Origin of the sequence: Aquabacterium sp. A3, from assembly GCF_038069945.1 — a bacterium.
Taxonomy (GTDB): domain Bacteria; phylum Pseudomonadota; class Gammaproteobacteria; order Burkholderiales; family Burkholderiaceae_C; genus Aquabacterium.
Genome location: NZ_JBBPEV010000005.1, coordinates 179,928 through 203,313, shown reverse-complemented (window position 1 = coordinate 203,313; position 23,386 = coordinate 179,928). Strand labels below are relative to the sequence as shown.

Annotated in this window: 23 protein-coding genes, 2 tRNA genes and 1 riboswitch; of the genes, 11 read left to right on the top strand and 14 right to left on the bottom strand. The window is 64.9% G+C overall.

Annotation, left to right across the window (positions count from 1 at the left end; translation table 11 throughout):
* Positions 1–17: 17 nt before the first annotated feature.
* Entirely contained in the window at positions 18–398 is a 381-nt protein-coding gene (locus WNB94_RS15500; RefSeq protein ID WP_341391277.1) for a DUF3592 domain-containing protein, read from the bottom strand.
* 86 nt (positions 399–484) lie between these two features.
* Here WNB94_RS15500 and yfbR point away from each other — a divergent pair, with 86 nt between their 5' ends.
* Positions 485–1,084 (top strand): 5'-deoxynucleotidase, encoded by a 600-nt coding sequence (yfbR, locus tag WNB94_RS15495; protein ID WP_341391276.1) that lies wholly within the window; start codon positions 485–487, stop codon positions 1,082–1,084.
* Between the two features lie 6 nt (positions 1,085–1,090).
* Positions 1,091–2,800 carry a cation:proton antiporter gene (locus WNB94_RS15490; protein ID WP_341391275.1) on the top strand — a complete coding sequence of 570 codons (1,710 nt, stop codon included), beginning with the start codon at positions 1,091–1,093 and terminating at the stop codon, positions 2,798–2,800.
* A 41-nt stretch (positions 2,801–2,841) separates the two neighbouring features.
* Here WNB94_RS15490 and WNB94_RS15485 read toward each other — a convergent pair.
* From WNB94_RS15485 to WNB94_RS15430, 12 genes are all read right to left on the bottom strand, one after another.
* Positions 2,842–2,917 (bottom strand) — tRNA-Asn (locus tag WNB94_RS15485).
* Between the two features lie 55 nt (positions 2,918–2,972).
* Positions 2,973–3,048 (bottom strand) — tRNA-Asn (locus tag WNB94_RS15480).
* 114 nt (positions 3,049–3,162) lie between these two features.
* Complete coding sequence (locus WNB94_RS15475; RefSeq protein WP_341391274.1) at positions 3,163–5,361, bottom strand: TonB-dependent siderophore receptor; 2,199 nt, start codon at positions 5,359–5,361, stop codon at positions 3,163–3,165.
* A gap of 93 nt (positions 5,362–5,454) precedes the next feature.
* Positions 5,455–5,556: riboswitch (TPP riboswitch) on the bottom strand.
* Positions 5,557–5,598: 42 nt separating this feature from the next.
* Positions 5,599–6,687 (bottom strand): NAD(P)/FAD-dependent oxidoreductase, encoded by a 1,089-nt coding sequence (locus tag WNB94_RS15470; protein WP_341391273.1) that lies wholly within the window; start codon positions 6,685–6,687, stop codon positions 5,599–5,601.
* A gap of 7 nt (positions 6,688–6,694) precedes the next feature.
* On the bottom strand, positions 6,695–7,018 hold the full coding sequence (gene fdxA / locus WNB94_RS15465) for a ferredoxin FdxA (RefSeq protein WP_341391272.1): 324 nt from the start codon (positions 7,016–7,018) through the stop codon (positions 6,695–6,697).
* 53 nt (positions 7,019–7,071) lie between these two features.
* Positions 7,072–7,884: a uroporphyrinogen-III C-methyltransferase gene (gene cobA, locus WNB94_RS15460; protein ID WP_341391271.1), complete on the bottom strand. Its 813-nt coding sequence runs from the start codon at positions 7,882–7,884 to the stop codon at positions 7,072–7,074.
* A 7-nt stretch (positions 7,885–7,891) separates the two neighbouring features.
* The gene (locus WNB94_RS15455; protein WP_341391270.1) at positions 7,892–9,211 is read right to left on the bottom strand and encodes a sulfate adenylyltransferase subunit 1; all 1,320 of its coding nucleotides are present in this window, start codon (positions 9,209–9,211) and stop codon (positions 7,892–7,894) included.
* Positions 9,211–10,164 carry a sulfate adenylyltransferase subunit CysD gene (gene cysD, locus WNB94_RS15450; RefSeq protein ID WP_341391269.1) on the bottom strand — a complete coding sequence of 318 codons (954 nt, stop codon included), beginning with the start codon at positions 10,162–10,164 and terminating at the stop codon, positions 9,211–9,213. The genes WNB94_RS15455 and cysD overlap by 1 nt, the downstream gene beginning before the upstream one ends.
* A 33-nt stretch (positions 10,165–10,197) precedes the next feature.
* A complete protein-coding gene (locus WNB94_RS15445) occupies positions 10,198–10,962 on the bottom strand; it encodes a phosphoadenylyl-sulfate reductase (RefSeq protein WP_341391268.1) in 765 nt (254 codons plus the stop codon).
* A 21-nt stretch (positions 10,963–10,983) separates the two neighbouring features.
* Positions 10,984–11,490, bottom strand: coding sequence for a DUF934 domain-containing protein (locus tag WNB94_RS15440; protein WP_341391267.1), 507 nt, complete (start codon positions 11,488–11,490; stop codon positions 10,984–10,986).
* Positions 11,491–11,510: 20 nt separating this feature from the next.
* Positions 11,511–13,220, bottom strand: coding sequence for a nitrite/sulfite reductase (locus WNB94_RS15435; protein ID WP_341391266.1), 1,710 nt, complete (start codon positions 13,218–13,220; stop codon positions 11,511–11,513).
* Positions 13,221–13,259: 39 nt separating this feature from the next.
* Positions 13,260–14,039 carry a sulfite exporter TauE/SafE family protein gene (locus tag WNB94_RS15430; protein WP_341391265.1) on the bottom strand — a complete coding sequence of 260 codons (780 nt, stop codon included), beginning with the start codon at positions 14,037–14,039 and terminating at the stop codon, positions 13,260–13,262.
* Positions 14,040–14,168: 129 nt separating this feature from the next.
* Between WNB94_RS15430 and WNB94_RS15425 the strand changes: the two genes are divergently transcribed.
* Positions 14,169–15,074 (top strand): patatin-like phospholipase family protein, encoded by a 906-nt coding sequence (locus WNB94_RS15425; protein WP_341391264.1) that lies wholly within the window; start codon positions 14,169–14,171, stop codon positions 15,072–15,074.
* Here the strand turns inward: WNB94_RS15425 and WNB94_RS15420 are convergent.
* Complete coding sequence (locus WNB94_RS15420; RefSeq protein ID WP_341391263.1) at positions 15,019–15,531, bottom strand: DUF192 domain-containing protein; 513 nt, start codon at positions 15,529–15,531, stop codon at positions 15,019–15,021. The genes WNB94_RS15425 and WNB94_RS15420 overlap by 56 nt on opposite strands.
* A 77-nt stretch (positions 15,532–15,608) precedes the next feature.
* Here WNB94_RS15420 and WNB94_RS15415 point away from each other — a divergent pair, with 77 nt between their 5' ends.
* From WNB94_RS15415 to WNB94_RS15380, 8 genes are all read left to right on the top strand, one after another.
* Positions 15,609–18,011 (top strand): heavy metal translocating P-type ATPase, encoded by a 2,403-nt coding sequence (locus WNB94_RS15415; RefSeq protein WP_341391262.1) that lies wholly within the window; start codon positions 15,609–15,611, stop codon positions 18,009–18,011.
* Positions 18,012–18,025: 14 nt separating this feature from the next.
* Positions 18,026–18,202 carry a cbb3-type cytochrome oxidase assembly protein CcoS gene (gene ccoS / locus WNB94_RS15410; RefSeq protein WP_445819089.1) on the top strand — a complete coding sequence of 59 codons (177 nt, stop codon included), beginning with the start codon at positions 18,026–18,028 and terminating at the stop codon, positions 18,200–18,202.
* 48 nt (positions 18,203–18,250) lie between these two features.
* Positions 18,251–19,699 (top strand): cytochrome-c oxidase, cbb3-type subunit I, encoded by a 1,449-nt coding sequence (gene ccoN, locus WNB94_RS15405; protein ID WP_341391261.1) that lies wholly within the window; start codon positions 18,251–18,253, stop codon positions 19,697–19,699.
* A 13-nt stretch (positions 19,700–19,712) separates the two neighbouring features.
* Positions 19,713–20,342, top strand: a complete 630-nt coding sequence (gene ccoO, locus WNB94_RS15400; RefSeq protein ID WP_341391260.1) for a cytochrome-c oxidase, cbb3-type subunit II — start codon at positions 19,713–19,715, stop codon at positions 20,340–20,342.
* Positions 20,343–20,357: 15 nt separating this feature from the next.
* Positions 20,358–20,495, top strand: coding sequence for a cbb3-type cytochrome oxidase subunit 3 (locus WNB94_RS15395; RefSeq protein ID WP_341391259.1), 138 nt, complete (start codon positions 20,358–20,360; stop codon positions 20,493–20,495).
* Between the two features lie 13 nt (positions 20,496–20,508).
* Complete coding sequence (gene ccoP / locus WNB94_RS15390; RefSeq protein WP_341391258.1) at positions 20,509–21,447, top strand: cytochrome-c oxidase, cbb3-type subunit III; 939 nt, start codon at positions 20,509–20,511, stop codon at positions 21,445–21,447.
* A gap of 123 nt (positions 21,448–21,570) precedes the next feature.
* Complete coding sequence (ccoG, locus tag WNB94_RS15385; RefSeq protein WP_445819088.1) at positions 21,571–23,043, top strand: cytochrome c oxidase accessory protein CcoG; 1,473 nt, start codon at positions 21,571–21,573, stop codon at positions 23,041–23,043.
* 17 nt (positions 23,044–23,060) lie between these two features.
* Positions 23,061–23,327 carry a nitrogen fixation protein FixH gene (locus WNB94_RS15380; protein ID WP_341391256.1) on the top strand — a complete coding sequence of 89 codons (267 nt, stop codon included), beginning with the start codon at positions 23,061–23,063 and terminating at the stop codon, positions 23,325–23,327.
* Positions 23,328–23,386 lie beyond the last annotated feature (59 nt).

The window sequence follows — 23,386 nt, the reverse complement described above, 5'->3', positions numbered from 1 at the left end:
GGTGCGCTCAGGAATGATCAGCCAGGGATCAGCACGCTGACGGAGGGTTTGGCCGGGTCGTAGTACACGCGCACGGGCTGGCCCACCGGAAAGTCGGCCAGTTCTTTGAGTGACTCGGCCTCGCTGCTGTGGTTGTAGCCAAAGGCCCGAAGGCGGTTGCCGGTGTAGCTTTGGCCCTGCACCACGTAGCGGTAGCGCACTTCGCTGTGCCACATGTGCATGTCATGGCCGCTGCCGTCGCCGGTTTCATTGCGCGCCACCGCGCGGGCAGACAGCATCTCGCCCATCACAGAGGGCCACTGCGGGCTGGCCTGACGGATCTGCCAGGCGCGCCAGCCCAACACCGCAAACAGTGCAATCACTGCGATCAGGATCAATTTGCCCATTTCGTCCGACATGGCGTGGTCAAGGTTCTTGGTTGGCTTGATGCACGCTCATTTTGCGCGAAGATGATGACCTGTCATTGCCTTGCCGAGTTCGTGCCGTGTCCCTGTCTCCCCACAGCCCCTTTTACGCTCACCTGTACCGCCTGCGTTTCATCAAGCGCTGGGGGCTGATGCGCAATGCCGTGGAAGAGGATGTGGCGCAGCACAGTTGGGATGTGGCGGTGCTGGCCCATGCGCTGGCCGTGATCCGTCGTGATGTGCTGGGCCTGCCGGCCAACCCCGACGCGGTGGCCGCCAAGGCCTTGTTCCATGACGCCACCGAAGCCATCACCGGTGATTTGCCCACCCCGGTGAAGTATTCGCCTGCGATGCGTCAGGCCACGGGCCACCTGGAAGAGCAGGTGGCCGTTGAAATGACCCGCTTGCTGCCCGAGGCGCTTCGGCAAACCATGAAACCGATGATGGAGCATGCCGCCTGGTCGGACGACGAGGTGCAGCTGATCAAGACGGCCGACCGCCTGGCCGCCTGGCTCAAATGCCGCGCCGAGCTGCGCTATGGCAACCGAGAGTTCGAGCAGGCTGAAGCTCAGGTGCGCGAAAAAATGGACGCCACCATGACGCCCGAGCTGCGCTACTTCCTGGACGTGTTTGCGCCAGCCTTCGACCTGACGCTGGATTCGCTGATGCGGGGCGGGTGATCGCGCATGCACGGCGCCATGCCCTTGATCGTCACCCTGGCTGCGGCACTGGGCCTGGCCTTGGTGTTCGGCTTCGTGGCCAGCCGCCTGAAGCTGCCAGCCCTGGTCGGCTATCTGCTGGCAGGCATCGTGATCGGGCCCCATTCGCCCGGCTTCGTGGCCGACGTGAACCTGGCCATGCAACTGGCCGAGATCGGCGTGATGTTGCTGATGTTCGGCGTGGGGCTGCACTTCTCTCTGGACGATTTGATCGCGGTGCGTCGCATCGCGGTGCCTGGTGCGGTGGTGCAGATGGGAACGGCCACGGCCATGGGCGCGGTGCTGGCCTGGTGGTGGGGCTGGCCGTGGCCCGCCGCGTTGCTCTTTGGGGTGGCGCTGTCGGTGGCCAGCACGGTGGTGTTGCTCAGGGCCCTGGAAAGCCGAGGCGCCATCGACAGCGTCAACGGCAAGATCGCTGTGGGCTGGCTGGTGGTGGAAGACCTGGCGATGGTGCTCGTGCTGGTGATGTTGCCCACCGTGGCCGCCTGGTCGCACGGTGAAGGGCAGGCGCAAGACGCCTGGCAGACTCTGTTGCGCACCTTGCTGGCCGTGGGCGCCTTCCTGGTGGTGATGCTGGTGGCGGGCCGCAAGGTGCTGCCCTGGGTGCTGTTGCACATCAGTCGAACGGGCAGTCGCGAGTTGTTCACGTTGGGGGTGATGGCGGCGGCCGTCACCATCGCGTATGGGTCGTCTGCGCTGTTTGGGGTCTCGGTGGCCCTGGGGGCCTTTTTCGCCGGCCTGGTCTTGCGTGAATCCGAGTTCAGCCACCGCGCGGCCGAAGAGTCGCTGCCGTTTCGCGATGCCTTCGCCGTGTTGTTTTTCGTCTCGGTGGGCATGCTGTTCGATCCGGCGGTTCTGGTCGATCAACCGATGCATGTGCTGGGGGTGGCCGCCATCATCATCCTGGGTAAATCAGTGGCTGCCGCGGCCTTGGTGCTGGCGTTTCGCTATCCGCTCAACACGGCGCTGACGGTGTCCGTTAGCCTGGCGCAGATTGGCGAGTTTTCATTCATTCTGGCGGCGCTGGGCACCAGCCTGGGCGTGTTGCCGGCCGAAGCCAAAAGCCTGATCGTGGCCGGGGCCATGCTCTCGATTGCGCTCAATCCCTTGCTGTTCTCGCTGATCGAGCCGGTGCGGCAATGGGTGCTGCAGCGCTCCGAGCTGGCCCGCAGGCTGGAGGCGCGCGAAGACCCCCTGGCCGAGCTGCCCATCACCACCCACCAACGCTACCTGGCCCGGCAGGTGGTGCTCGTGGGCTACGGTGGCGTGGGGCGCCGTGTGGCCGAGGCCTTGTACGCGCAGCGCGTGCCGTTCGTGGTGGTGGCGCGCAGCCGCGCCGTGGTGGAAGACCTGCGCGCACGGGGGTGGGCGGCCGTGTTTGGTGAGGCGGTCGAGCCAGCCACCCTGATCCAGGCCCACATTGCCCACGCTCGGCAACTGGTGGTGACGGGCCACGACGCCGGAGAGGCCTTGATCATGCTGGAGACGGCGCGCGCCTTGAATACCGACATCGTGGCCGTGGCGCAGGCCGGCAGCGACGATGAAGCCCGCTGGTTGCGGCAGGCTGGCTACCAGCAGGTGTTCACCGGAGACGATGGCCTGTCGGCCATGCTGGTGCAAACGGTGGAAATGGCGCCTGGCGCATCGGGTGCCTCTGGCTCGTCTGGTAGCGCATGAAAAAACCCAGCGCAGACGATGTCTGGGCTGGGTTGGCAGAGTGGCTCCCCGACCTGGGCTCGAACCAGGGACCTACGGATTAACAGTCCGGCGCTCTACCGACTGAGCTATCGGGGAATATCTGTTGATGTCGGGCCTTGCGATTTCGGCAGGCAAGGCCGTCTTGGATGTTTGGCTCCCCGACCTGGGCTCGAACCAGGGACCTACGGATTAACAGTCCGGCGCTCTACCGACTGAGCTATCGGGGAATACTTCGCCGTCGTTGACTGCGAAGACCAAGACTATAGCATCGTTTCCGTGACCGGCGCTGCGTTCATGCAACGCCCGACGTCACAAAACCATCACGGTTTTTCAGCAGTCGCTCAAAAGTCCACTTGCGCCGAGGCCATCACGCTGCGGCGCGCCATGGGGAACAGGTAATAGTGCCCGAACTCTTTCGGCGACTCCCGCCAGGCACGCACGTCGAACAGGTTGTGCACCGCCACGCGCCAGGTGATGTTGTACGGGCCACCCAGGCTCTGCACGGCGCGCAGGCTCAGGTCGGCGCGCGTCCAGCTGGGCAGGTGCACGCGGTTGTCGTCCGTCACGGCGCGACGCCCTTCGTGGATCACGTCCATCTGCAGCGTCACGGGCAGCGGGGCGGCCCAGGTGTGGCTGCCCGAGAGCTTCACCGTCTGGCGCGGTACGTTCACCGGCTCTTTGCCATTCAGTGCCGCCGTCGCGCTGTTGCGGCGCTCGGCGTCCAGGATCATGGCGCTGGCGGCCAGGCCCCAGGCACCGAAGCGCCCTTGCCAGAAGCCCTCCAGGCCACGGTGCTCGGCCTCGCCGTCGTACTGGAAGCGGTTGTTCACCTCTTCGGCCAGCGGGCGGTGGATGAGGAACAGGTTCGCCCCCCACTGGCCGCTGATTCGACCAGCGCGGTGCTGGCCTTTGATGCCCAGCTCGGTCTGGCGGCTCTTCAAGGCGGGCAGAACCTGACCAGCATTGTCCAGCCCTGTGTTGCGCGGAGCTGCATTCAGCTCGATGCCCTGGCCCCAGCTCAGGTAGGCCTGGGTTTGCGGCGCCACCGTCCAGCCCAGGGCCAACCAGGGGGTCGTCACGTTCTGCGACAAGCGAATGGCCTCGCCACCATCTGTTTGAACGCTGCTGCGGGTCAATTGGGTGTGGCGAAGGCCCACCCAGGCTTGCCAGGTCTCCGAGAAGCGGATGTGGTCCAAGGCCGACCACTCGGTGCTGCGCTCCCAGCGGTTCGTGCCCGCCACATCCAGGCTGGGGGCTGCCGGCACCGGTGTGCCTGGCGCGTTCACGGCAATGGTGCCGCTGTAGTTGTAGGCTTGGGGCTTGATGTCGGTGTCGTACAGGCTGCGCATCACGCTGAAGCGCAACTGGTGCTGCAGGCCACCCCACTGCACTTGGCCATTCAACTCGGCCTTCAGGGCCTGGCTGTGGCGGTACTCGTTGTCAGAGCGGTAGTCATAAATGTCCACCGTTCCGTCGTCGTAGAACGAGATGCCATGGTCCAGCTCGGTGTAACCGTATGGAAACGCCGCCCGGTCATCGGTGCGCAAGCGCTGAAACCCATACATCACGCTGCTGTCCCAGCCCTGACCCAGGTTCTGGCGCCAGCGCAGGCTGCCACTCAGACCACGCAGGTCCACGGGCTGGGTCCAGGCCTGGTCGTTCAGGTTGAGGCTGCGGCGGTAGGCCGTGTCAGAGGGCAGGGCATCGCCCAGCAGGCTCAGCCCAGGCACGCTGGGTTGTTGCGTGCGGCTGTGCTCCAGTTCAGCCTCCACCACGGTGTCGGCCGACAAACGCCAGTCGGTGGCCACCGCCAGCAGGTAGGCGCGGCCCTTGGTGTTGTCGATGTGGGTGTTCAGGCGTGAGGCGGCGGCGTTCACGCGCAGGCCCATGGCGCCATCAGCGCCAAAGCGTGTCGACACGTCCAGCGCGCCGCGCTGGGCCCCGGCATCGTCCAGACCCACCTCCACCGAGCGCTGCGGCGCCGCCGTGGGGCGCTTGACCAGCAGGTTCACCAGGCCGCCGGGCGAACTCACGCCCGACTGCAGGCCACTGGTGCCCTTGAGCAACTCCACCGCCGCTTTGTTGTCCAGCAGCAGGCGGGTCTCGGCGCTGATGGGCAGGCCTTCGCGGCGGTAGTTGTAGGCGTTGTCCAGCTTGAAGCCCCGAATGCTCAGGTAATCCCAGTAGCCGGTGGTGTTGTACGAGTCGGTGGTGCTGGCGTCCAGCTTGCTCACGTCCGACAGGCGCGCCATGCCGGCATCCTTCATGGTGTCGGCCGCGAAGGTCTGGGCTTGCAGCGGGGTTTGCCAGGCGGGCAGCTCGCCCAGTCCGGCGATGCCGGCCCGCGCACTGCGCTTGACGATGCTGGCGCTCACGCCGATGGCGGGCAGCTCGTCTGCAGATGGCGTGGTGGCGGTCGCCGTGGTGGTGGTTTCAGCCTGCGCATTGATGGCGCCACACAGGGCCGTCAAGGTGAGCACCGAGACCGACACCGCGACGGGCCGGCAAGGCAAGGCAGGACGCAAAGAAAGGCGACGCATCAGAAGGACTCCAGCAGATGGTCGCGCAGGAGCCGATGACGCCGCCGTGCTTGCTCTGCGCTGTCAGGCGCACATGACGCCTTGAGCGAAGCGGCCCGGCAGGCCATGCTTCCCTACGCGAGGATGATCTCGTTCAGGTTCGAAGGGACTCTCTCAGTGCTGGCACGACAGGCCAGCACACCCCTAGCAAGGCGTGGATTCTAGCGCCATGCCCGTCGACGGGCGGGCGCTGGCACATCACCCTCGGCCCAGGCGGGCCTTCAGCAATGGGCTGGTGGTGGTGTAAAGCAGGTGCTGGGGGGCGTCTGGGTGCAGCGCGGCATGGGCGGCGTGCGCCGCCAGCGTGGCCTCATGAAAGCCACACAGCAACAGGCGCTTCTTGCCGGGGTAGGTGTTGATGTCACCCACGGCATACACCCCGGGCAGGCTGCTTTCAAAGCGGTCAGGTGACACGGCCACCTGCTTGCGCTCCAGCGTCAAACCCCATTCGCTCAGCGGCCCCAGTTTGGGGCTCAGTCCCAGACGGATCAACAAGTGGTCCAGCGGCAGGTGGTGGTGCTGGCCGTCCGCCCCCAGCAAGCGCAGGCTGCGCAGGCCCTCCTCGGGCCGTTCTTGTTGATACTCCGCGCCGTCCGGCAGGCCCAGCGCCAACTGAACGCTGCCCAACGACAGCTGCTCACGCAGTGCGGCGTCCAGCTCGGCGTCCACCTGAAAGGCATCGCGACGGTGCAGCAGCGTCAGGCGGGCTGGGCGCCGCTCGGGCGCCTCGGCCAGCAGGTTCAACACGGCGCTGACGGCTTCTTCTCCGCCACCGTGCACCACGAGATGTTGGCCCGCCCAGGCCGGCGTGGCGTCGGCCGCCGGCAGGTGGTGATGCACATTGGGGGCCAGCGCCAGCCCCGGCATCTTCAGTGTGCGCGGCACGAACGCGCCAGCCCCGGCCGCCACGAACACCGCCCGTGCCAGGAACTGCTGGCCATGGTCGGTGTGCAACTCGAACCGGCCGTCGCCTGTGGGCCGCAGGCTCGCCACCCGTTGGTTCAGGTGCAGCGAGGCCCACTGGCCATCGGCCTGTCGGGGCAGGAACGGCGACGCCTGCTCCAGCAGGCGCTGAGCCAGCTCGCGCCCAGAACAGGCCGGAACGCCGGGCACGTCGTAGATGGGTTTGTCGGGATACAGTGCAACGCACTGTCCCCCGGGTTCGGGCAGGGCATCCACCACCTGGGCACTCATGCCCAGCAGGCCCAGCTGAAAGACCTGGAACAGGCCGACAGGGCCCGCCCCGACGACCAGGGCGTCCGTCTCGATCAGGGTGGAGGCCGACACGCCGATGTCAGCGAATCAGTTGATCCAGCTTGTCCGTTTTGTCCTTCCAGTCATCCGCGTCAGGCAGTGGCGTCTTGCGCTTGGTGATGCTGGGCCATTTTTTGGCCAGGTCGGCATTGATCTGGATGTATTGCTGCTGGTCACCCGGCACATCTTCTTCCGGGACGATGGCATTGACGGGGCATTCGGGGATGCACACCGCACAGTCAATGCATTCATCGGGATCGATGACGAGGAAGTTGGGGCCTTCGCGGAAGCAATCCACCGGGCACACGTCCACACAGTCCGTGTATTTGCAGCGGATGCAGGCTTCGGTGACGACGTGGGTCATGACGTTCTCAGTTGATGTTGATGATGGGGATCGGGGCCGGATTTTACGGGTGCTCAGCCCTTTGCGGGGGGCTGACCTTCTCCGCACAGGGGGATGTGGGTCAAAGGTTCGTCAGGTAGTTCGGTGGCGCCAGCGCCCACAATGACCAGGGTGGGGCGGCCGGCATGGATGGCCGAAGCCTCGTCCAGCGTGCCCACCGTGTGCACGGTGTGGCGCATGTCAGGCCAGCCGGCGCGCGACACCACGCTCACCTCGGCGTTGGTGGGCCAGCCGGCATCCAGCAGGCCTTGCGACAAGGGCGCCAGTTGGCGACCGGCCATGTAGAAGACCTCGGTGTCGGCGCGTTGGCCGGGGCCCATGCCGCACTGGAGATCGCCGGTGCGGGTCATGGCCGTGGTGAAGCTCACGCTGCGGCCCGTGCCCCGCCGGGTCAAGGGACGCAGGGTGGCTGCGGCCGCCGCCAAGGCCGACGTCACGCCCGGCACCACCTCGCAGGCGATGCCGGCGCTGTGCAAGGCATGCAGTTCTTCTTCCAGCCGCCCGAACAGCGAGGGATCGCCCCCTTTGAGTCGGGCCACCACGCCGTTGGCACCATGGCTGGCTCCGACGGCCTGGGCATGTTCAACCAGCAGGCGGTTGATGCGGGTCTGGCCATTGAAATCACTGCCTTCTTTGCCAGAAAAGCCGCGCTTGCCCACGTCCACCCAGGTGGCCGACGGTGCGAGGTCGCGCAGGCCGGGGTCGGCCAGGGCGTCGAACAGCACCACCTGCGCCTGCGCCAGCAGGCGGGCGCCGCGCACGGTGATCAGGTCGGCCTCGCCAGGGCCGGCGCCGATGAAGATCACACGTGCAGTGGCTTGACTCATGGCCGCCTTACTTGACCAGCAGTGCGCCAGAGGTGCGGTTGGTGGTTGGATCAACCACGATGAGCGCGCCGCCCACGCGGTTGTCCACGTAGGCTTCCACCGGCAGCGGCTGCTGCGTTTGCACGGTCACGCGGCCGATCTCGTTGACGGCCAGTTCTTGGGCGTCAGAGTCTTCCAGCGATTGGATGTTCAGGCGGCTTTCGATGGCCGAGATGCGGGCCTGCACCCAGCGGTTGCCATGGCGCACCCAGTACTTGCGGCCCACCACAGCGGGCTCGGTGTCCAGCCAGGCCAGCGTGGCGCTGAAGCTGTCGGTCGGCTTGATCGAGCCGGGGGTGTGGATCCAGTCGCCGCGCGAGATGTCGACCTGGCGGTCCAGCACGATGCCGGCCGACTGGCCCGCTTCGCATTGGTCCACCACCAGGGCGGCGTGGCGCACTTCAGCCACCACGGCGGTCTGACCGCTCGGGAAGATCTGCACTTCGTCACCGGCCTTGACCGCGCCATGCGCGATGCGGCCCCAGAAGGTGCGGTACTGGTGGCCCGTGCCGGAAGCGTTGGCCTCGCCTTCACCCACTGCGTCGCGCGTCACGTACTGCACCGGGTGCAGCAGGGCGCCGTCATGGCGCTCGTCGGTCACGGGCAGTTGCTCCAGCACCTGCAGCAGGGTGGGGCCCTGGTACCAGGGCCAGTTGGCCGACGGGGTGGTGACGTTGTCGCCGCGCAGGGCCGACACCGGGATCACGCCCTTGTTGACGATGCCCGCCTGCTCGGCAAAGGCTTCCAGCGAGGCCTTGACGGCGTTGAACGCCGCTTCGGTGTCTTGCTCGATGGCGTCCAGCTTGTTCACGGCGAACACGATGGAGGGCACGCGCAGCAGGTGCGCCAGCAGGCTGTGGCGGCGGGTCTGGGCCAGCAGGGGCACAGGCGACGCCTTCCAGTCGATCTTGGTGATGTCCACCAGCACCACGGCGGCGTCAGAGCCGGCGGCAGCGGTCACCATGTTGCGGGTGTACTGCTCGTGGCCGGGGGCGTCGGCGATGATGAACTTGCGGGTTTTGGTGGCGAAGTAGCGGTAGGCCACGTCGATGGTGATGCCTTGCTCGCGCTCGGCTTCCAGGCCATCGGTCAGCAGCGACAGGTCGATGGGGGCGCCAGCGGCGCGCTTTTCCAGCGCGTCGAGCTGGTCGGCCAAGATGGCACGGCTGTCAAACAGCAGGCGGCCGATCAGGGTGCTCTTGCCATCGTCCACGCTGCCTGCGGTCAGGAAGCGAAGCGCTTTGTGGGCCAGCTCTTCGGTGGCCTCGTTGTGGATCACGTTGCTCATCAGAAATAACCTTCCTTCTTGCGGCGCTCCATCGAGGCCTCGGACGTGCGGTCGTCCATGCGGGTGGCGCCACGCTCGCTCACGGTCACGTGCAGGGTTTCGGCCACGATGTCGGCCGGGCTCGCTGCGGTCGATTCCACCGGGCAGGTGCAGGTCATGTCACCCACGGTGCGGAAGCGCACGTCCACGGTCTCGATGGTTTCGCCTTCCAGCGCGGGCGTGACTTCGGTCAGAGGCACCAGCAGGCCCTTGCGGCGCATCACCTGACGGGGATGCTTGTAGTAAATGCCCGGCAGCGGGATGTTTTCGCGGGCGATGTACAGCCACACGTCCAGCTCGGTCCAGTTGCTGATCGGGAAGGCGCGGAAGTGCTCGCCCGGCTTGATGCGGGTGTTGAACAGGTTCCACAGCTCGGGGCGCTGCTCTTTGGGCTGCCATTGGCCAAAGCTGTCGCGGTGGCTGAAGATGCGTTCCTTGGCGCGGGCCTTCTCTTCGTCACGGCGGGCGCCACCGATCAGGCAGTCGAACCGGTTGTCTTCGATGGCTTCCAGCAGGGTCACCGTCTGGTGGCCGTTGCGCGACTCCAGCGGGTGGGCCAGGCGCACGGTGCCGCGCTTGATGGAGTCTTCCATGTGCGCCACGATCAGGCGCTCGCCGATCTCGGCCACGCGCTGTTCGCGGAACTCGATCACCTCAGGGAAGTTGTGGCCGGTGTCCACGTGCACCAGCGGGAAGGGCAGCTTGCCTTCCAGCTTGCCGGTGGCGGGGTTCTTCATCTTGAAGGCCTTTTCGGCCAGTTGCAGCACCACGCACGAGTCCTTGCCGCTGGAAAACAGCAGGCCTGGGCGCTCGAAGGTGGCGGCCACTTCGCGCAGGATGAAGATCGCTTCTTCTTCCAGCGCATCCAGGTGGCGGTGGTCCACTTCCGCCAGCAGTTGGTTCACATCACTCATGTTGTTCTCACTCTTGAAACTTCAGGCTGCCGTTCATTTGTGGACGTGCAGGCCGCATTCCTTGGCACCCTCGTCTTCCCACCACCAGCGGCCGGCGCGGAAGTCCTCGCCCACGGCGATGGCGCGCGTGCAGGGCGCGCAGCCGATGCTGGGCATGAACTGGTCATGCAGCGGGTTGTACGGCACGTGGTTGACAGACACGTAGTGCCACACATCGCCCCAGGTCCACTCGATCATCGGGTTGAATTTGGCGCGGCCCTTGTCATCGGTCTCGCGGGCGAGCATGTCGCCACGGTTGTTCGACTGCTCGCGGCGCAAACCGGTGATCCAGGCGCTGCGCTCGGCCAGCATGCGTGCCAGGGGCTCCAGTTTACGGATGCCGCAGCACGCTTTTCGCAGGTCGATGCTTTCGTACATGGCCTTTTCGCCATTCTTCTGCACGAACTCGATCACCGCTTCCTGCACGGGCCTGTACACCTCGACATGGATGCCTGCGTCGGCATAGTGCGTCTCGATCGTGCCGATCAGCGCAGCCGTCTCGGGGTTGAGCATGCCGGTTTCCAGCGTGCCGATGGCGATCGGCAAGCGGTGGCGAGCGATCAGATCGGTCACGATCATGTCTTCCACGCCCAGGCTGGTGGCCTGCACCACCTTGCCGGGGTGCTCGGCGGCCGCGGCCTTGAGCAGTTCGATGGTGTCGTGCACCTTGGTGGCGTAGTCGGGGCTGGCCTTGGCGTACAGCGTGATGGCCGAGCCTGCAGGCGCCGGACCACCGAACAAGGAAGAGACTTCACTCATGGTTGAGGCTCCGTCAGAAGGTCAGGCCGCGCGGCCGAACACCGGCCGGGTTTGTTGCACATCGCCCTGGTAATGACCGCGCGCACCAAAGAAGCCCAAGGCCCGTTCGGCGGCTGCACGGTCTTGATCGGCGCGCAGCACCACGGCGTTGAAGCCCGTGCGTGCCAGCAGCGGCATCATGTCCACCAGCACATCGCCGGTGGCGCGAATCTCGCCGCCAAACCGGTACCGTGCACGCAGGATGCGGGCCTGCGTGTACGCACGGCCATCGGTCCATTTGGGAAACTGCAGCACCACCAGAGACAGCTTGGCCGCGTCGGCTTCCAGCACTTCGATGTCGGTGTCATTGGCCAGGATCACGCCCACGGGCTTGTGGTCGGCCGCGTCCTTGGCTGGCCACTGATCGCGCACGGCATGCCATTGCGCCAGCGTCAGCAGGCTGTGCGACTTGATGGGCGGGTGGGCCATCGGGCCGTCTTCGCCGCCCACGGTGTGCCATTGATCGTGATGGGTGTCGATGAATTGCATGTGTGTTCTCCTGGGCTGGCTCAAGCCGTTTTGGCGGTGCTGCGGCGTGTGGCGTTGGCGGCCGCCTTGAACGGCTCCAGCCCCAGGCGCTTGACGCAGTCCACGAACTTCTCCTGGCCCTGGCGCTGCGCCTGGTAGGTCTCGATGATGGCTTCGATGGCGTCCTGCACTTCATCGGCCGCGAACGAGGGGCCGATCACCTTGCCGGCGACCGCTGCAGGCGCGTGTGCCGAGCCGTCCGAGCCGCCCAGGGTGATCTGGTACCACTCGGTGCCGTCCTTGTCCACGCCCAGGATGCCGATGTGGCCGCTGTGGTGGTGGCCGCACGAGTTGATGCACCCCGAGATGTGCAGGTCGATCTCGCCAATGTCATAGAGCTCGTCCAGGTCTTGATAGCGTTCGATCAAGGCGTTGGCGATGGGGATGGAGCGGGCATTGGCCAGGGCGCAGAAGTCGCCACCCGGGCAGGCGATCATGTCGCTCAGCAGGCCGATGTTGGGCGATGCCAGCGTGGCGGCCTTGGCGGCTTGCCACAGGGCGTACAGGTCTTCTTCGCGCACGAAAGGCAGCAGCACGTTCTGGTCGTGGGTCACACGCAGTTCGCCGCAGCTGAACTGGTCGGCCATGTCTGCAATGGCCTCCATTTGCGTGTCGGTCACGTCACCGGGCGCCTGGCCCACGCGCTTGACCGACAACTGCACGCATCGGTAGCCCTGCACCTTGTGGCCTTCCACATTGCGCTCCAGCCACTTGGCAAATTGCTGTTTGTCAGCGTCCGAGGCATCGACAGGCAGTCCATTGCCGGCGGCCACATGGGCCTGCACCGACGCGGGGAACGTAAACCCGGCGTTCACGCGGTCGAATTCGGCCTGCGGGATCAGGTGGGCCGCGCCGTCCAAGTCGCGCTCCAGGATGTTCTGGAACTCGGCGTTCACTTGATCAAAGAACTTCTGACCTTCTGCCTTCACCAGGATCTTGATGCGGGCCTTGTACATGTTGTCACGGCGGCCATAGCGGTTGTACACGCGCACGATGGCCTCGATGTACACCAGAATCTGCCGCCAGGGCACGAAGTCGTTGATCACGCTGCCGGTGATCGGGGTGCGACCCATGCCGCCACCCACCAGCACGGTGAAGCCCACCTCGCCGGCATCGTTCTTGACCAGGTGCAGGCCGATGTCGTGCCAGGCCACGGCGGCGCGGTCTTCCTTGGCGCCGCTGATCGCGATCTTGAACTTGCGGGGCAGGAAGGCAAACTCGGGGTGCAGCGTGGACCACTGGCGCAGCACTTCGGCGTAGGGGCGTGCATCGACGATCTCGTCGGCGGCCACACCCACCTTGGCGTCGGCGGTGATGTTGCGGATGCAGTTGCCCGAGGTCTGGATGCCGTGCATGTTGACCTCGGCCAGCAGGTCCATCACATCGGCGGCCTTGGGCAGCGGGATCCAGTTGTACTGGACGTTCTGGCGGGTGGTGAAGTGGGCGTAGCCGCGATCAAACTCACGGGCGATGCGCGCCAACTGGCGAATCTGCTTGCTGGACATCTCACCGTAGGGCACGGCCACGCGCAGCATCGGGGCATGACGCTGGACGTACCAGCCGTTTTGCAGACGCAAGGGGCGGAACTCTTCGTCACCCAGCTTGCCGGCCAGGTTGCGCTCAAGCTGGTCGCGAAACTGGGCGGCACGTTGTTGAACGAAGTGCTTGTCGAATTCGGTGTACTGGTACATGGCAAGACTCTCGTGGGCGGGTCGGATTCTGGATCAAGTTCAGACGAGCCTCAGCACTTTGTTGGCTGCCAGCAGCAGGCAGACACACAGCGCGAAGCGGGTGACGATTTCGGGCAGGAGACGGGTCAATTTGGCGCCGAGCCAAATCGCAGGCAACGAACCCAGCAACAGCGCCAGCAACAGCCCCCACTCCACATTGCCCAGTGAAGCGTGGCCGACGCCAGCCACCAGCGTGAGCGGCACGGCGTGCGCAATGTCGGTACCCACCAGCCGCTTCATGTCCAGACGGGGGTACAGCAGCAAGATCATGGTGGCACCCAGCGCGCCGGCCCCGATCGAGCTGAGCGACACCAACACACCCAGGATTGCACCACAAAGTACGGTCAAGGCCGAGCGATTGCTGCGCGTGACCCAGCGCTCCAGCCACAAGCCCACGCGGTGCCATACCGGCCGAAAGGCCACGGTCACGGCGGTCAGCAACAGGGCGATGCCCAGCGCCAGCGCCAGCATGCTTTGCCCTGACTTGTGGATGCCCTCGACATGCATGAACCACAGCGTCAGGATGGACGCGGGGATGCTGCCCATCAAGAGCCGCTTGGTGATGTGGTAGTCGACATGGCCCTCGCGGTGGTGAGCCACCGAGCCCGACACCTTGGTCAGTCCGGCAAACCAGAGGTCGGTGCCGATGGCCACGGCCTTGTCCAGGCCGAACACCGAAATCAGCAAAGGGGTCATCAGCGAGCCGCCGCCCACGCCGGTCAGGCCCACAATGAGCCCCACACCAGCGCCGGCCACGACCGCCATCCAATCGAGGATCATGTCTGGCTGTTGTGCAACTCCTGAAGCGGCCTGTGCACGGCATGTGACGGTCCCCGTTTCAGGAAGGCGCCACTGTAAGGACTTCTTTTATCCATGAGAACAACATTTTTTGGTTTTCATTATAACTATATGAAATATAGATGTTTGCTGGTGGTCGCAGCTTGTCTGCTGTCGGCCTGCGCCCACCGCACGCCTATGGCGCCTGCGGCTCCTGCAGCCCCTTCGGTGCAGGCCCCCGAGCCCACACCCACACGGGCGCCCCGCCTGGGCCTGGCCCTGGGTGGCGGCGCTGCGCGCGGCTTTGCCCACATCGGTGTGCTTCAGGTGCTGGAAGAGCAGGGCATCAAGCCCGACCTCGTCGTGGGCACCTCGGCGGGCAGCCTGGTGGCCACCTTGTATGCCGCCGGCCACCATCCGGTGGAGCTGGGACGCATGGCCATGACCCTGGACGAGTCCACGATCACCGACTGGGTGTTTCCCGGGCGCGGCGTGATGAAGGGCGAGGCCTTGGCCCGGTTTGTTCGTCAACAGGTTCAGGGCAGGGCGATCGAGGCCATGCGCATGCCCCTGGGCGTGGTGGCGGCCGACCTTCAGAGCGGCGAGCCCATTTTGTTCAGGCGAGGCGACCCCGGGACGGCCGTGCGTGCCTCCAGCGCGGTGCCCGCCGTGTTCGAGCCGGTGCGCATCGGAAGCCGCGAGTACATCGATGGCGGCGCCGTCTCTCCGGTGCCGGTGCGGTTTGCGCGTCAGATGGGGGCCGAGGTGGTCATCGCGGTGGACATTTCCGCCATCCCGGAGGGCCAGCCCACCCGGCGTGCCACCGACATCTTGCTGCAAACCTTCAGCATCATGGGCAAAAGCCTGGGTCAGTTCGAGACCCGAGAGGCCGATGTCGTCATCCGGCCCAAGCTGGAGGGTGTCGGCAGTGCCGACTTTGCCGCGCGCCGCCTGTCCATCCTGGCGGGGCGTGAAGCCACGCTCAGCGTGTTGCCGCAGATCCTGAAGGCGATGCAGCCGCGAACGGGGGGCCGCTGAGCCGTTGCCCCTCACGAACGCCTTTGCGTTTGAACCAGCCCTTGTTCATCTCCAGGGCAAAACGCACAGCCTCCGTGGAGCAGTGTGATTCAAGGCTGCCGGCCTGCATTTCAGCGATGTTCACCACCCGGCCATCGTCGGCCAGAAAAGCAATGGACAAGGGGATCAGCGTGTTCTTCATCCAGAAGCATTGTTGCCCCGGCCGGTCAAACACAAACAGCATGCCGTGATTGGCGGGCATGCTGCTGCGGTGCATCAAGCCGGTGGACAACTCTTGCGGCGTGCGCGCCACCTCGGCCTGGATGTTGTGCATGCCGGCACTCAGCGCCACCGTTGGCAGACTTTGGGGCGCATCGCCGGCATGGGCCGACGCGCCGATGGCCAGCAAACCGGCCGTGACAAGCCCCCAGATTTGGGCCTTCAGCCCGGCATGCAAGACAATCTTGGATGGAGACATGGCGATGACAGGTGGATGTGTCGCTGGAAGTTCAATATTGAAGGGTCTCAACCCGATCACTGTAGCAGCCCCAAGTCATGAACGCCGTATCCCCCGCACCGGCCGTGCCGCAACCCCTGTCGACCGAAGGCGGGCCACTGCCGCCGCTGCCGGAGCTCAGCGCCGCGCAGGTGGCCGGGCTGGACGACCCCGACCTGATGCAGCAGTGCGTGCTGGCACAGGTGCCCGGGTCCAGCCTGCGCACCATCGGGCTGGGTTTGTCAGGCATGTACTGTGCGGCCTGCTCCATCACGATCGAACAGGCCTTGCGCACGGTGCCTGGCGTTCAGGACGTTCAGGTGCAGGCGGCGTCCCAGCGGGCACGCATCACCCTGGACCCCAAGGCCACCCAGCTGTCGGGGCTGGTGCGGGCCGTACAGGCCGTGGGCTACCGCGCCTGGCCTGACGCTGCGGCCCGCGCCGGTCACGAGCGCTTGCGCGAACGTCGCAAGCTCCTGTGGCAATTGGCCGTGGCCGCGTTTTGCATGATGCAGGTGATGATGATCACCTTTCCGCAGTACGTGGCCGGGCGCGACGAAATCCCGCCCGACCTGTGGCAGCTCATGAACTGGGCGAACTGGGTGCTCAGCCTGCCGGTCATGCTGTTTTCGTGCGGGCCATTTTTCCAGGGCGCGTGGCGTGCGGCGCGCCAAGGTCGCATTGCCATGGACACCCCCGTGGCCATCGGCATGGCCGCGGCCTTCGTGGTCTCCACCGGGGTCACCTTCGGGCACACCGACATTTTTGGCCCGGATGCCTATTTCGACTCATTGACCATGTTCGTGGCTTTCCTGCTGGCAGGGCGCTGGCTTGAAAGCCGGGCCCGGGAGCAGGTCACCCAGTCGCTGGAGGCCTTGTGTGTGCGGCTGCCCGAGGCGGTTGAGCGCGCAGTGGACGCTCAGTCCGACCTGTCCGTGGCTGGCATCGAATCGGTGCCGATCTCGGCGCTGCGCCATGGGGATCGGGTGCGCGTGGCCGTCGGGCAGGCCTTCCCCGCCGACGGGCAGGTGCTGCAAGGCGAGACCGACGTGGATGAATCCTTGCTCACGGGTGAATCCCGGGCCGTCCATCGCCGTGCGGGTCAATTGGTCGTGGCCGGCAGCCTCAACCTCTCCGCCCCGGTGTGGATCAGCGTCGAGCGCCTGGGCATGGACACACGCTACCAGCAGATCGTGTCGCTGGTTCAGCAGGCCATGACCGAAAAGCCTGGTCTGATGAGGTTGGCAGACCGGTTTGCCAGCCCATTCTTGTGGGGGGTGCTGATCCTCGCCTTGCTGGGGGGGCTGGTCTGGAGCTGGATCGACCCCAGTCGGGCCATCTGGGTGGCGGTGTCGGTGCTGGTTGTGACCTGCCCGTGTGCGTTCTCCTTGTCGGCGCCAGCGGCCTTGCTGGCGGCAGCGGGCAACATGGCCTCCAGGGGGGTGCTGGTGCGCCGCCTCGATGCCCTGGAAACCTTGTCGAAGATCGAGCGCGTGTACTTTGACAAGACGGGCACGCTCACCGAAGGCGCCCTGACGCTGTCCTCATGGTGCATCGCGCAGGGCGCACAGCCGGTGCAGACCGTCTCTCAGGACTGGCCCCGGCGCTGGACCGAGGCCGTGGACCTGGCGGCCCACTCTCAGCATCCTTTGTCGCGATCGCTGCTGGCGGCGGCCGATGCCGCGGGTGGCTGGAGCCGGCAACCCTGGGCCGAGGTGCGCGAGTTGGCTGGCCAGGGCGTCGAGGCGGTGGACGCGTCAGGCCGTGTGTGGCGGCTTGGACGCCAGGACTGGGTGCTGCAGGGCCATGCCCCCGCCTGGGTGATGCACCACCCTGATGCGCGGGTTTGGGTGGCTGCGTGGGGCGCCGACGAGAGCTTGCAGACCGACACGGTGGTGGGCTTCGTGTTTGACGAGCGGTTTCGGGACGAGGCCCGCCCCGCGCTGGCCGGCTTGCAGCGGCTGCACATCGACGCTTTGCTGCTCTCGGGCGACCAGTGCGATCGTGTGTATGCGGCGGCGGCGCAGTTGGGCGGCAGCGCGGCTGGCTTGAGTGTCGCGCAGGCGGAGGCCACGCCAGAGGACAAGCTCCGAGCCATCCAGTCGGCCCAGTCGCAGGGCCTTCGGGTGGCCGTCGTTGGCGACGGCATCAACGATGCCCCGGTGTTGGCAAAAGCCGACGTTTCCATGGCCCTCGACCAGGGGGCCGCGCTGGCGCAGTCTCAGGCCGACCTCATCGTGCTGAACGGTCGTTTGCAGGGTGTGCCAGAAGCGGTGGCCATCAGCCGCAGGGCCATGCGAATCGTTAAACAGAACCTGACATGGTCAGCGATCTACAACTTCAGCTCCATTCCCCTGGCCCTGATGGGCTTGATGCCCCCCTGGCTTGCGGGGCTGGGCATGGCGCTGAGCTCGCTGGGTGTCGTGCTGAATGCCCTTAGACTCGGCCCCGACCGTCGCTGACGGCAAACCACGCCATGGAAATCCTCTACGTCTTGCTCCCCGTGTCCGTTTTGCTGGTGCTGGCCATCCTGGCCGTGCTGGGCTGGGCGGTCTTCAATGGTCAATTTGAAGACATCGAGCAAGAAGCCGTTCGCATCTTGAAGACAGACGAGGAAAAACCTGAGGATAAGGTTGAGCCTTATCAAAATTAGCTAGTGGTTTGCCCGCACAATTCAGCCTGCAACAAAGGAGAAGAAGAGATGGCAACCACCCACTCTGCCACATACAACGACAAGGTTGTCCGGCAGTTCGCCATTGCCGCCGTCGTCTGGGGCGTCGTCGGTATGGCGGTCGGCGTCCTGATCGCGTCCCAACTGGCTTGGCCGGAACTCAATTTCGGCATCCCCTGGCTGTCCTACGGGCGGCTGCGTCCCCTGCACACCAACGCCGTGATTTTCGCGTTCGGCGGTTGTGCGCTGTTCGCCACGTCTTACCACGTGGTGCAACGAACCTGTCAAACCCGACTGTTTGCAGGCCCATTGGCCTCCTTCACGTTCTGGGGTTGGCAATTGGTCATCGTTGCCGCTGCGCTGTCTTTGCCCATGGGTTACACCCAAGGCAAGGAATATGCCGAGCTGGAATGGCCCATTGACATCCTGATCACCCTGGTCTGGGTGGCCTATGCCGTGGTCTTCTTCGGCACCATCGGCATCCGCAAGGTGCGCCACATCTACGTGGCCAACTGGTTCTACGGCGCGTTCATCATCGCTGTGGCCCTGCTGCACATCGTCAACAGCGCCGCCATCCCGGTGTTCGACAACGGCGTCCTGTCGCCCAAGTCTTACTCTGCCTACGCGGGCGTGCAAGACGCCATGGTGCAATGGTGGTACGGCCACAATGCCGTGGGCTTCTTCCTGACCGCCGGCTTCCTGGGCATGATGTACTACTACATCCCCAAGCAGGCCGAACGTCCGGTTTACTCCTACCGCCTGTCCATCGTCCACTTCTGGGCGCTGATCTTCACCTACATGTGGGCGGGTCCTCACCACCTGCACTACACCGCGCTGCCTGACTGGACCCAATCCGTCGGCATGGTGTTCTCGCTGATCCTGCTGGCACCATCTTGGGGCGGCATGATCAACGGCATCATGACCCTGTCGGGTGCCTGGTACAAGCTGCGTGACGACGCCATCCTGAAGTTCCTGATCGTGGCCCTGTCGTTCTACGGCATGTCCACCTTCGAAGGTCCGATGATGTCCATCAAGACCGTGAACTCGCTGTCGCACTACACCGACTGGACGGTGGGCCACGTGCACTCGGGCGCCCTGGGCTGGGTGGGTCTGATCTCGATGGGATCGCTCTACTACCTGATCCCGCGCATGTTCGGGCGCAAGACCATGTACAGCGTCTCGGCCATTTCGGTGCACTTCTGGGCCGCCACCATCGGCATCGTGCTGTACATCGCTGCGATGTGGATCGCCGGTGTGATGCAGGGCCTGATGTGGCGTGCAGTGAATGCCGACGGCACCCTGGTCTACACCTTCGTCGAAAGCGTGAAGGCCACCTATCCCTTCTACGTGATCCGCGTCGCGGGCGGCCTGCTCTACCTGGGCGGCATGATCCTGATGCTGTGGAACACCGTGATGACCGCCATGGCTGGTCGCGCCGTCAACGCGCCGATCCCCCAGGCCACGCCGGCACACGCCTGATTGGAGATTGATCATGGCTGACAACAATCACAAGCCCAAGCTGTTTTCCCACGAACGGATCGAAACCAGCAACTTCCTGATGATCGTCCTGACCCTGGTGGTCGTGGCGTTCGGTGGTCTGGTGGAAATCGTTCCCCTGTTTTTCCAGCAAAGCACCACGCAACCGGTCGACGGCCTCAAGCCTTACACCGCCTTGCAGTTGGCTGGTCGTGACGTTTACCTGCGTGAGGGCTGCTACGGCTGCCACTCGCAGATGATCCGTCCCTTCCGCGCTGAAACCCTGCGTTATGGCCACTACTCGGTGGCGGGCGAGTTCGTGTACGACCACCCCTTCCAATGGGGCTCCAAGCGCACCGGCCCCGACCTGCACCGGGTTGGCGGCAAGTACTCCGACGAATGGCATCGCGTGCACTTGATCAACCCGCGTGATGTGGTGCCCGAGTCCAACATGCCGGCCTACCCCTGGCTGGAGACCGCCACGGTCAACGCCAAGGGTCTGGCGCCCCGCATGGAAGCCCTGCGCAAGGTGGGCGTGCCTTACTCCGATGACGAGATCAAGGCCGCCGAAGCCGAGGTGGAAGGCAAGACCGAGCTGCAAGCTCTGATCGCCTACCTGCAGGTGCTGGGCACTGCCGTCAAGTAACCAGGAGCAGCAGACATGGACGTCATGGATCTGAGAAGCCTCTTCACCGTGGCATGTCTGGGCGTGTTCGTGGGCATTGTGGTCTGGGCGTATTCGCGCGGCAACAAGGCCCAGTTCGAAGAGGCGGCCAAGCTGCCTCTTTCAGAAGATTGACTGGAGGCTCGCAATGAGCGACTTCGTTTCAAGTGGATGGGCGTGGTATGTCGCGGCCATCGTGGTGTTCGGGTTGGTGTACTGCGCCTTCGTGCTCATCGGCGCTGCCCGTCACAAGGTGATCTACGATGCCCAGGGCAACGTGGACAAAACCACGGGTCACGTCTGGGACGGCGACTTGCAGGAGTTGAACAATCCCCTGCCGCGCTGGTGGCTGGTGCTGTTCATCATCACCCTGGTGTTTGCCGTGGCTTATCTGTCGTTCTACCCCGGGCTGGGTGTCTACCAGGGCAAGCTGCAATGGAGCGCCGTGGGTCAGCTTGAGCGTGAAATCCTCAAGGCCAAGGAAACCGAGGGCCAGGTGTACGCCAAGTTCGACGGCAAGTCCGTGGAAGACCTCTCGCGTGACCCTGCCGCCCAGGCCATTGGTGAGCGTCTGTTCCTGAACAACTGCGCGGCTTGTCATGGCTCGGATGCCAAGGGCTCCAAGAGCTTCCCCAACCTGACGGACGGTGACTGGCTGCACGGTGGGTCGCCCGACAAGATCATCGAGACCATCACCGGTGGTCGCCGTGGGCAAATGCCCCCGATGGTGGCTGCGGTAGGGGGGCCTGACGAGGTTCGCCAGGTGGCCAACTATGTGTTGAGCCTGTCGGGCAGCGGGCACAACGCGGTGCTGGCCGCCCAGGGCAAGGCCAAGTTCACCGCCGTGTGTGCAGCCTGCCACGGTGCCGATGGCAAGGGCAACCAGGCCATTGGTGCGCCCAACCTGAGCGACAAGATCTGGCTGCACGGCTGGGGTGAAGACGCCATCATGAAGGCCGTCAACCATGGCATCGTCAACGTGATGCCTGCGCAAAGCCCACGTCTGTCTGATGAGCAGATTCGGGTGGTGGCGTCCTACGTGTGGGGCCTGTCCAACAACAAGACCCGCGTGGCAGACGCCCAATGAGAACCCCTTGAGGGCTCGATGACCGGATTGGCGACTTGATTGTCATCAAGGACCGGCTGAAAATCACCAACGGCGGAGGTGGTGCGTGATACCGTGATGGGTATCCGGCCCCCGCCGTTTTTCATGTGTGATGTCATGACCGACACGACTGCATCCCCACCTCCCGCCGCCTCACCAGAACAACGAGAAGTTCGACGCGAGCAGGTCATTTCCCTTTACAAGAAAAGTGAAACCATCTACGCCCGGGCGGTGGATGGCTGGTTTGCCAAGTGGCGCTGGGCGCTGGTGTGGCTGACCCAACTGGTCTTTTATGGAACCCCCTGGTTGTACTGGAACGAGCGTCAGGCGGTGCTCTTTGATCTGGGCTCTCGGCGCTTCTACATCTTCAACCTGGTGCTGTATCCGCAAGACTTCATTTACCTGACGGCACTCCTGGTGATCTCGGCTTACGGCCTGTTCCTGTTCACGGCCGTGGCCGGGCGGCTGTGGTGTGGGTATGCGTGCCCGCAATCGGTCTACACCGAGATCTTCATGTGGATCGAACGCAAGTTCGAAGGTGACCGCATGAAGCGCATGAAGCTGGACAAGGGGCCCTGGACCTTTGAAAAGCTCTGGCGCAAGGGCGGCAAGCAACTCGCATGGATCGCCGTGGCCTTGTGGACGGGCTACACCTTCGTGGGCTACTTCACGCCGATTCGTGAGTTGGGTGCCTCGGTGCTGGCACTGGGCCTGGGCCCCTGGGAGACCTTCTGGGTGCTGTTTTACGGTTTTGCCACCTACGGCAATGCCGGTTTCATGCGTGAGCAGGTCTGCAAGTACATGTGTCCGTATGCGCGCTTCCAAAGCGCCATGTTCGACCGCGACACGCTCATCATCAGCTACGACCCCAAGCGTGGCGAGCCGCGTGGCGCCAAGTCCCGCAAGGCGGCCGCCAGTGGCCAGGCCAAGGGCGATTGCATCGACTGCACACTGTGTGTTCAGGTGTGTCCCACTGGCATCGACATCCGCAATGGCCTGCAGTATGAGTGCATCGGCTGTGCTGCATGCATTGACGTTTGCGATGGTGTGATGGACAAGATGGGCACGCCCCGTGGCCTGATTCGCTACACCACGCAAAATGCCATGGACCAGGGGTGGGACTCGTCCCAGATGTGGTCTCGGGTGGCGCGGCCTCGTGTGTTGCTGTACACCGCGATCCTGGTGGCGGTGGTGGGCGCCTTCATGTACAGCCTGTACACCCGCCCCCCATTCCGCGTTGACATCGTCAAGGACCGTGGGGCGCTGGCGCGCATCGTGGACGATGGCTATGTCGAGAACGTGTACCGCGTGCAGGTGATGAACGCCTCTGAAACCGTTCAGCGCTACCGCGTGGGCGTCGAGCAATTGCCCCAGGCCGAGGTCGAGGGCGGGCAAGATATCGTGCTGGGCCCGGCCGAGGCGCGCTGGGTGCCGGTGTCGGTGCGCATCCCGCCCGATACGGCGGCGCGTCTGGGCAGCGGCAGCATGGGCATGACCATCGTGGTCGAGCGCATGCGCCACGGCGTTGACGCCCAGCTGGACGTCAGAGAAAAATCCACCTTCATGATTCCTCGTTGAGACGGAGCAACCATCCCATGGCCCAATCTGCACCTGGTAACAACGCCCAGTCTGCGCCCGTGAGCAACCCGCCCTGGTGGCGCCTGCCCATCGTCTGGCTGGTCATCGGCGGCCCCGCTCTGGTGGTGGTGGCCGGCCTCACCACCGTGGTCATCGCCGTGCGCAACGTCGACCCCGTGCTGGACACTTCTGCCGGCCAGGTTCACTCGGCCAAAGAGTTGCCCGCGCACAAAGCGCGCAACCATGCCGCCGACCCCACCAGGGCTGTGCTGGACGCGAATTGAGCCCGATCAAGGGGGTAAGCCTGCGGGCCTGAGGCCCTGGGGTTTGTCCTCGTGGCACG

Bases quoted from the DNA above. Each gene is read 5' to 3' on its own strand.
- ccoG (WP_445819088.1), top strand. From the start codon at position 21,571: ATGTGTGATGTCATGACCGACACGACTGCATCCCCACCTCCCGCCGCC.
- cobA (WP_341391271.1), bottom strand. From the start codon at position 7,884: ATGAGTCAAGCCACTGCACGTGTGATCTTCATCGGCGCCGGCCCTGGC.
- WNB94_RS15430 (WP_341391265.1), bottom strand. From the start codon at position 14,039: ATGATCCTCGATTGGATGGCGGTCGTGGCCGGCGCTGGTGTGGGGCTC.
- WNB94_RS15435 (WP_341391266.1), bottom strand. From the start codon at position 13,220: ATGTACCAGTACACCGAATTCGACAAGCACTTCGTTCAACAACGTGCC.
- WNB94_RS15490 (WP_341391275.1), top strand. From the start codon at position 1,091: ATGCACGGCGCCATGCCCTTGATCGTCACCCTGGCTGCGGCACTGGGC.
- WNB94_RS15445 (WP_341391268.1), bottom strand. From the start codon at position 10,962: ATGAGTGAAGTCTCTTCCTTGTTCGGTGGTCCGGCGCCTGCAGGCTCG.
- WNB94_RS15415 (WP_341391262.1), top strand. From the start codon at position 15,609: ATGAACGCCGTATCCCCCGCACCGGCCGTGCCGCAACCCCTGTCGACC.
- WNB94_RS15425 (WP_341391264.1), top strand. From the start codon at position 14,169: ATGAAATATAGATGTTTGCTGGTGGTCGCAGCTTGTCTGCTGTCGGCC.
- WNB94_RS15420 (WP_341391263.1), bottom strand. From the start codon at position 15,531: ATGTCTCCATCCAAGATTGTCTTGCATGCCGGGCTGAAGGCCCAAATC.
- ccoN (WP_341391261.1), top strand. From the start codon at position 18,251: ATGGCAACCACCCACTCTGCCACATACAACGACAAGGTTGTCCGGCAG.
- ccoP (WP_341391258.1), top strand. From the start codon at position 20,509: ATGAGCGACTTCGTTTCAAGTGGATGGGCGTGGTATGTCGCGGCCATC.
- WNB94_RS15455 (WP_341391270.1), bottom strand. From the start codon at position 9,211: ATGAGCAACGTGATCCACAACGAGGCCACCGAAGAGCTGGCCCACAAA.
- ccoS (WP_445819089.1), top strand. From the start codon at position 18,026: ATGGAAATCCTCTACGTCTTGCTCCCCGTGTCCGTTTTGCTGGTGCTG.
- WNB94_RS15475 (WP_341391274.1), bottom strand. From the start codon at position 5,361: ATGCGTCGCCTTTCTTTGCGTCCTGCCTTGCCTTGCCGGCCCGTCGCG.
- WNB94_RS15440 (WP_341391267.1), bottom strand. From the start codon at position 11,490: ATGCAATTCATCGACACCCATCACGATCAATGGCACACCGTGGGCGGC.
- fdxA (WP_341391272.1), bottom strand. From the start codon at position 7,018: ATGACCCACGTCGTCACCGAAGCCTGCATCCGCTGCAAATACACGGAC.
- cysD (WP_341391269.1), bottom strand. From the start codon at position 10,164: ATGAGTGATGTGAACCAACTGCTGGCGGAAGTGGACCACCGCCACCTG.
- WNB94_RS15380 (WP_341391256.1), top strand. From the start codon at position 23,061: ATGGCCCAATCTGCACCTGGTAACAACGCCCAGTCTGCGCCCGTGAGC.
- WNB94_RS15500 (WP_341391277.1), bottom strand. From the start codon at position 398: ATGTCGGACGAAATGGGCAAATTGATCCTGATCGCAGTGATTGCACTG.
- WNB94_RS15395 (WP_341391259.1), top strand. From the start codon at position 20,358: ATGGACGTCATGGATCTGAGAAGCCTCTTCACCGTGGCATGTCTGGGC.
- ccoO (WP_341391260.1), top strand. From the start codon at position 19,713: ATGGCTGACAACAATCACAAGCCCAAGCTGTTTTCCCACGAACGGATC.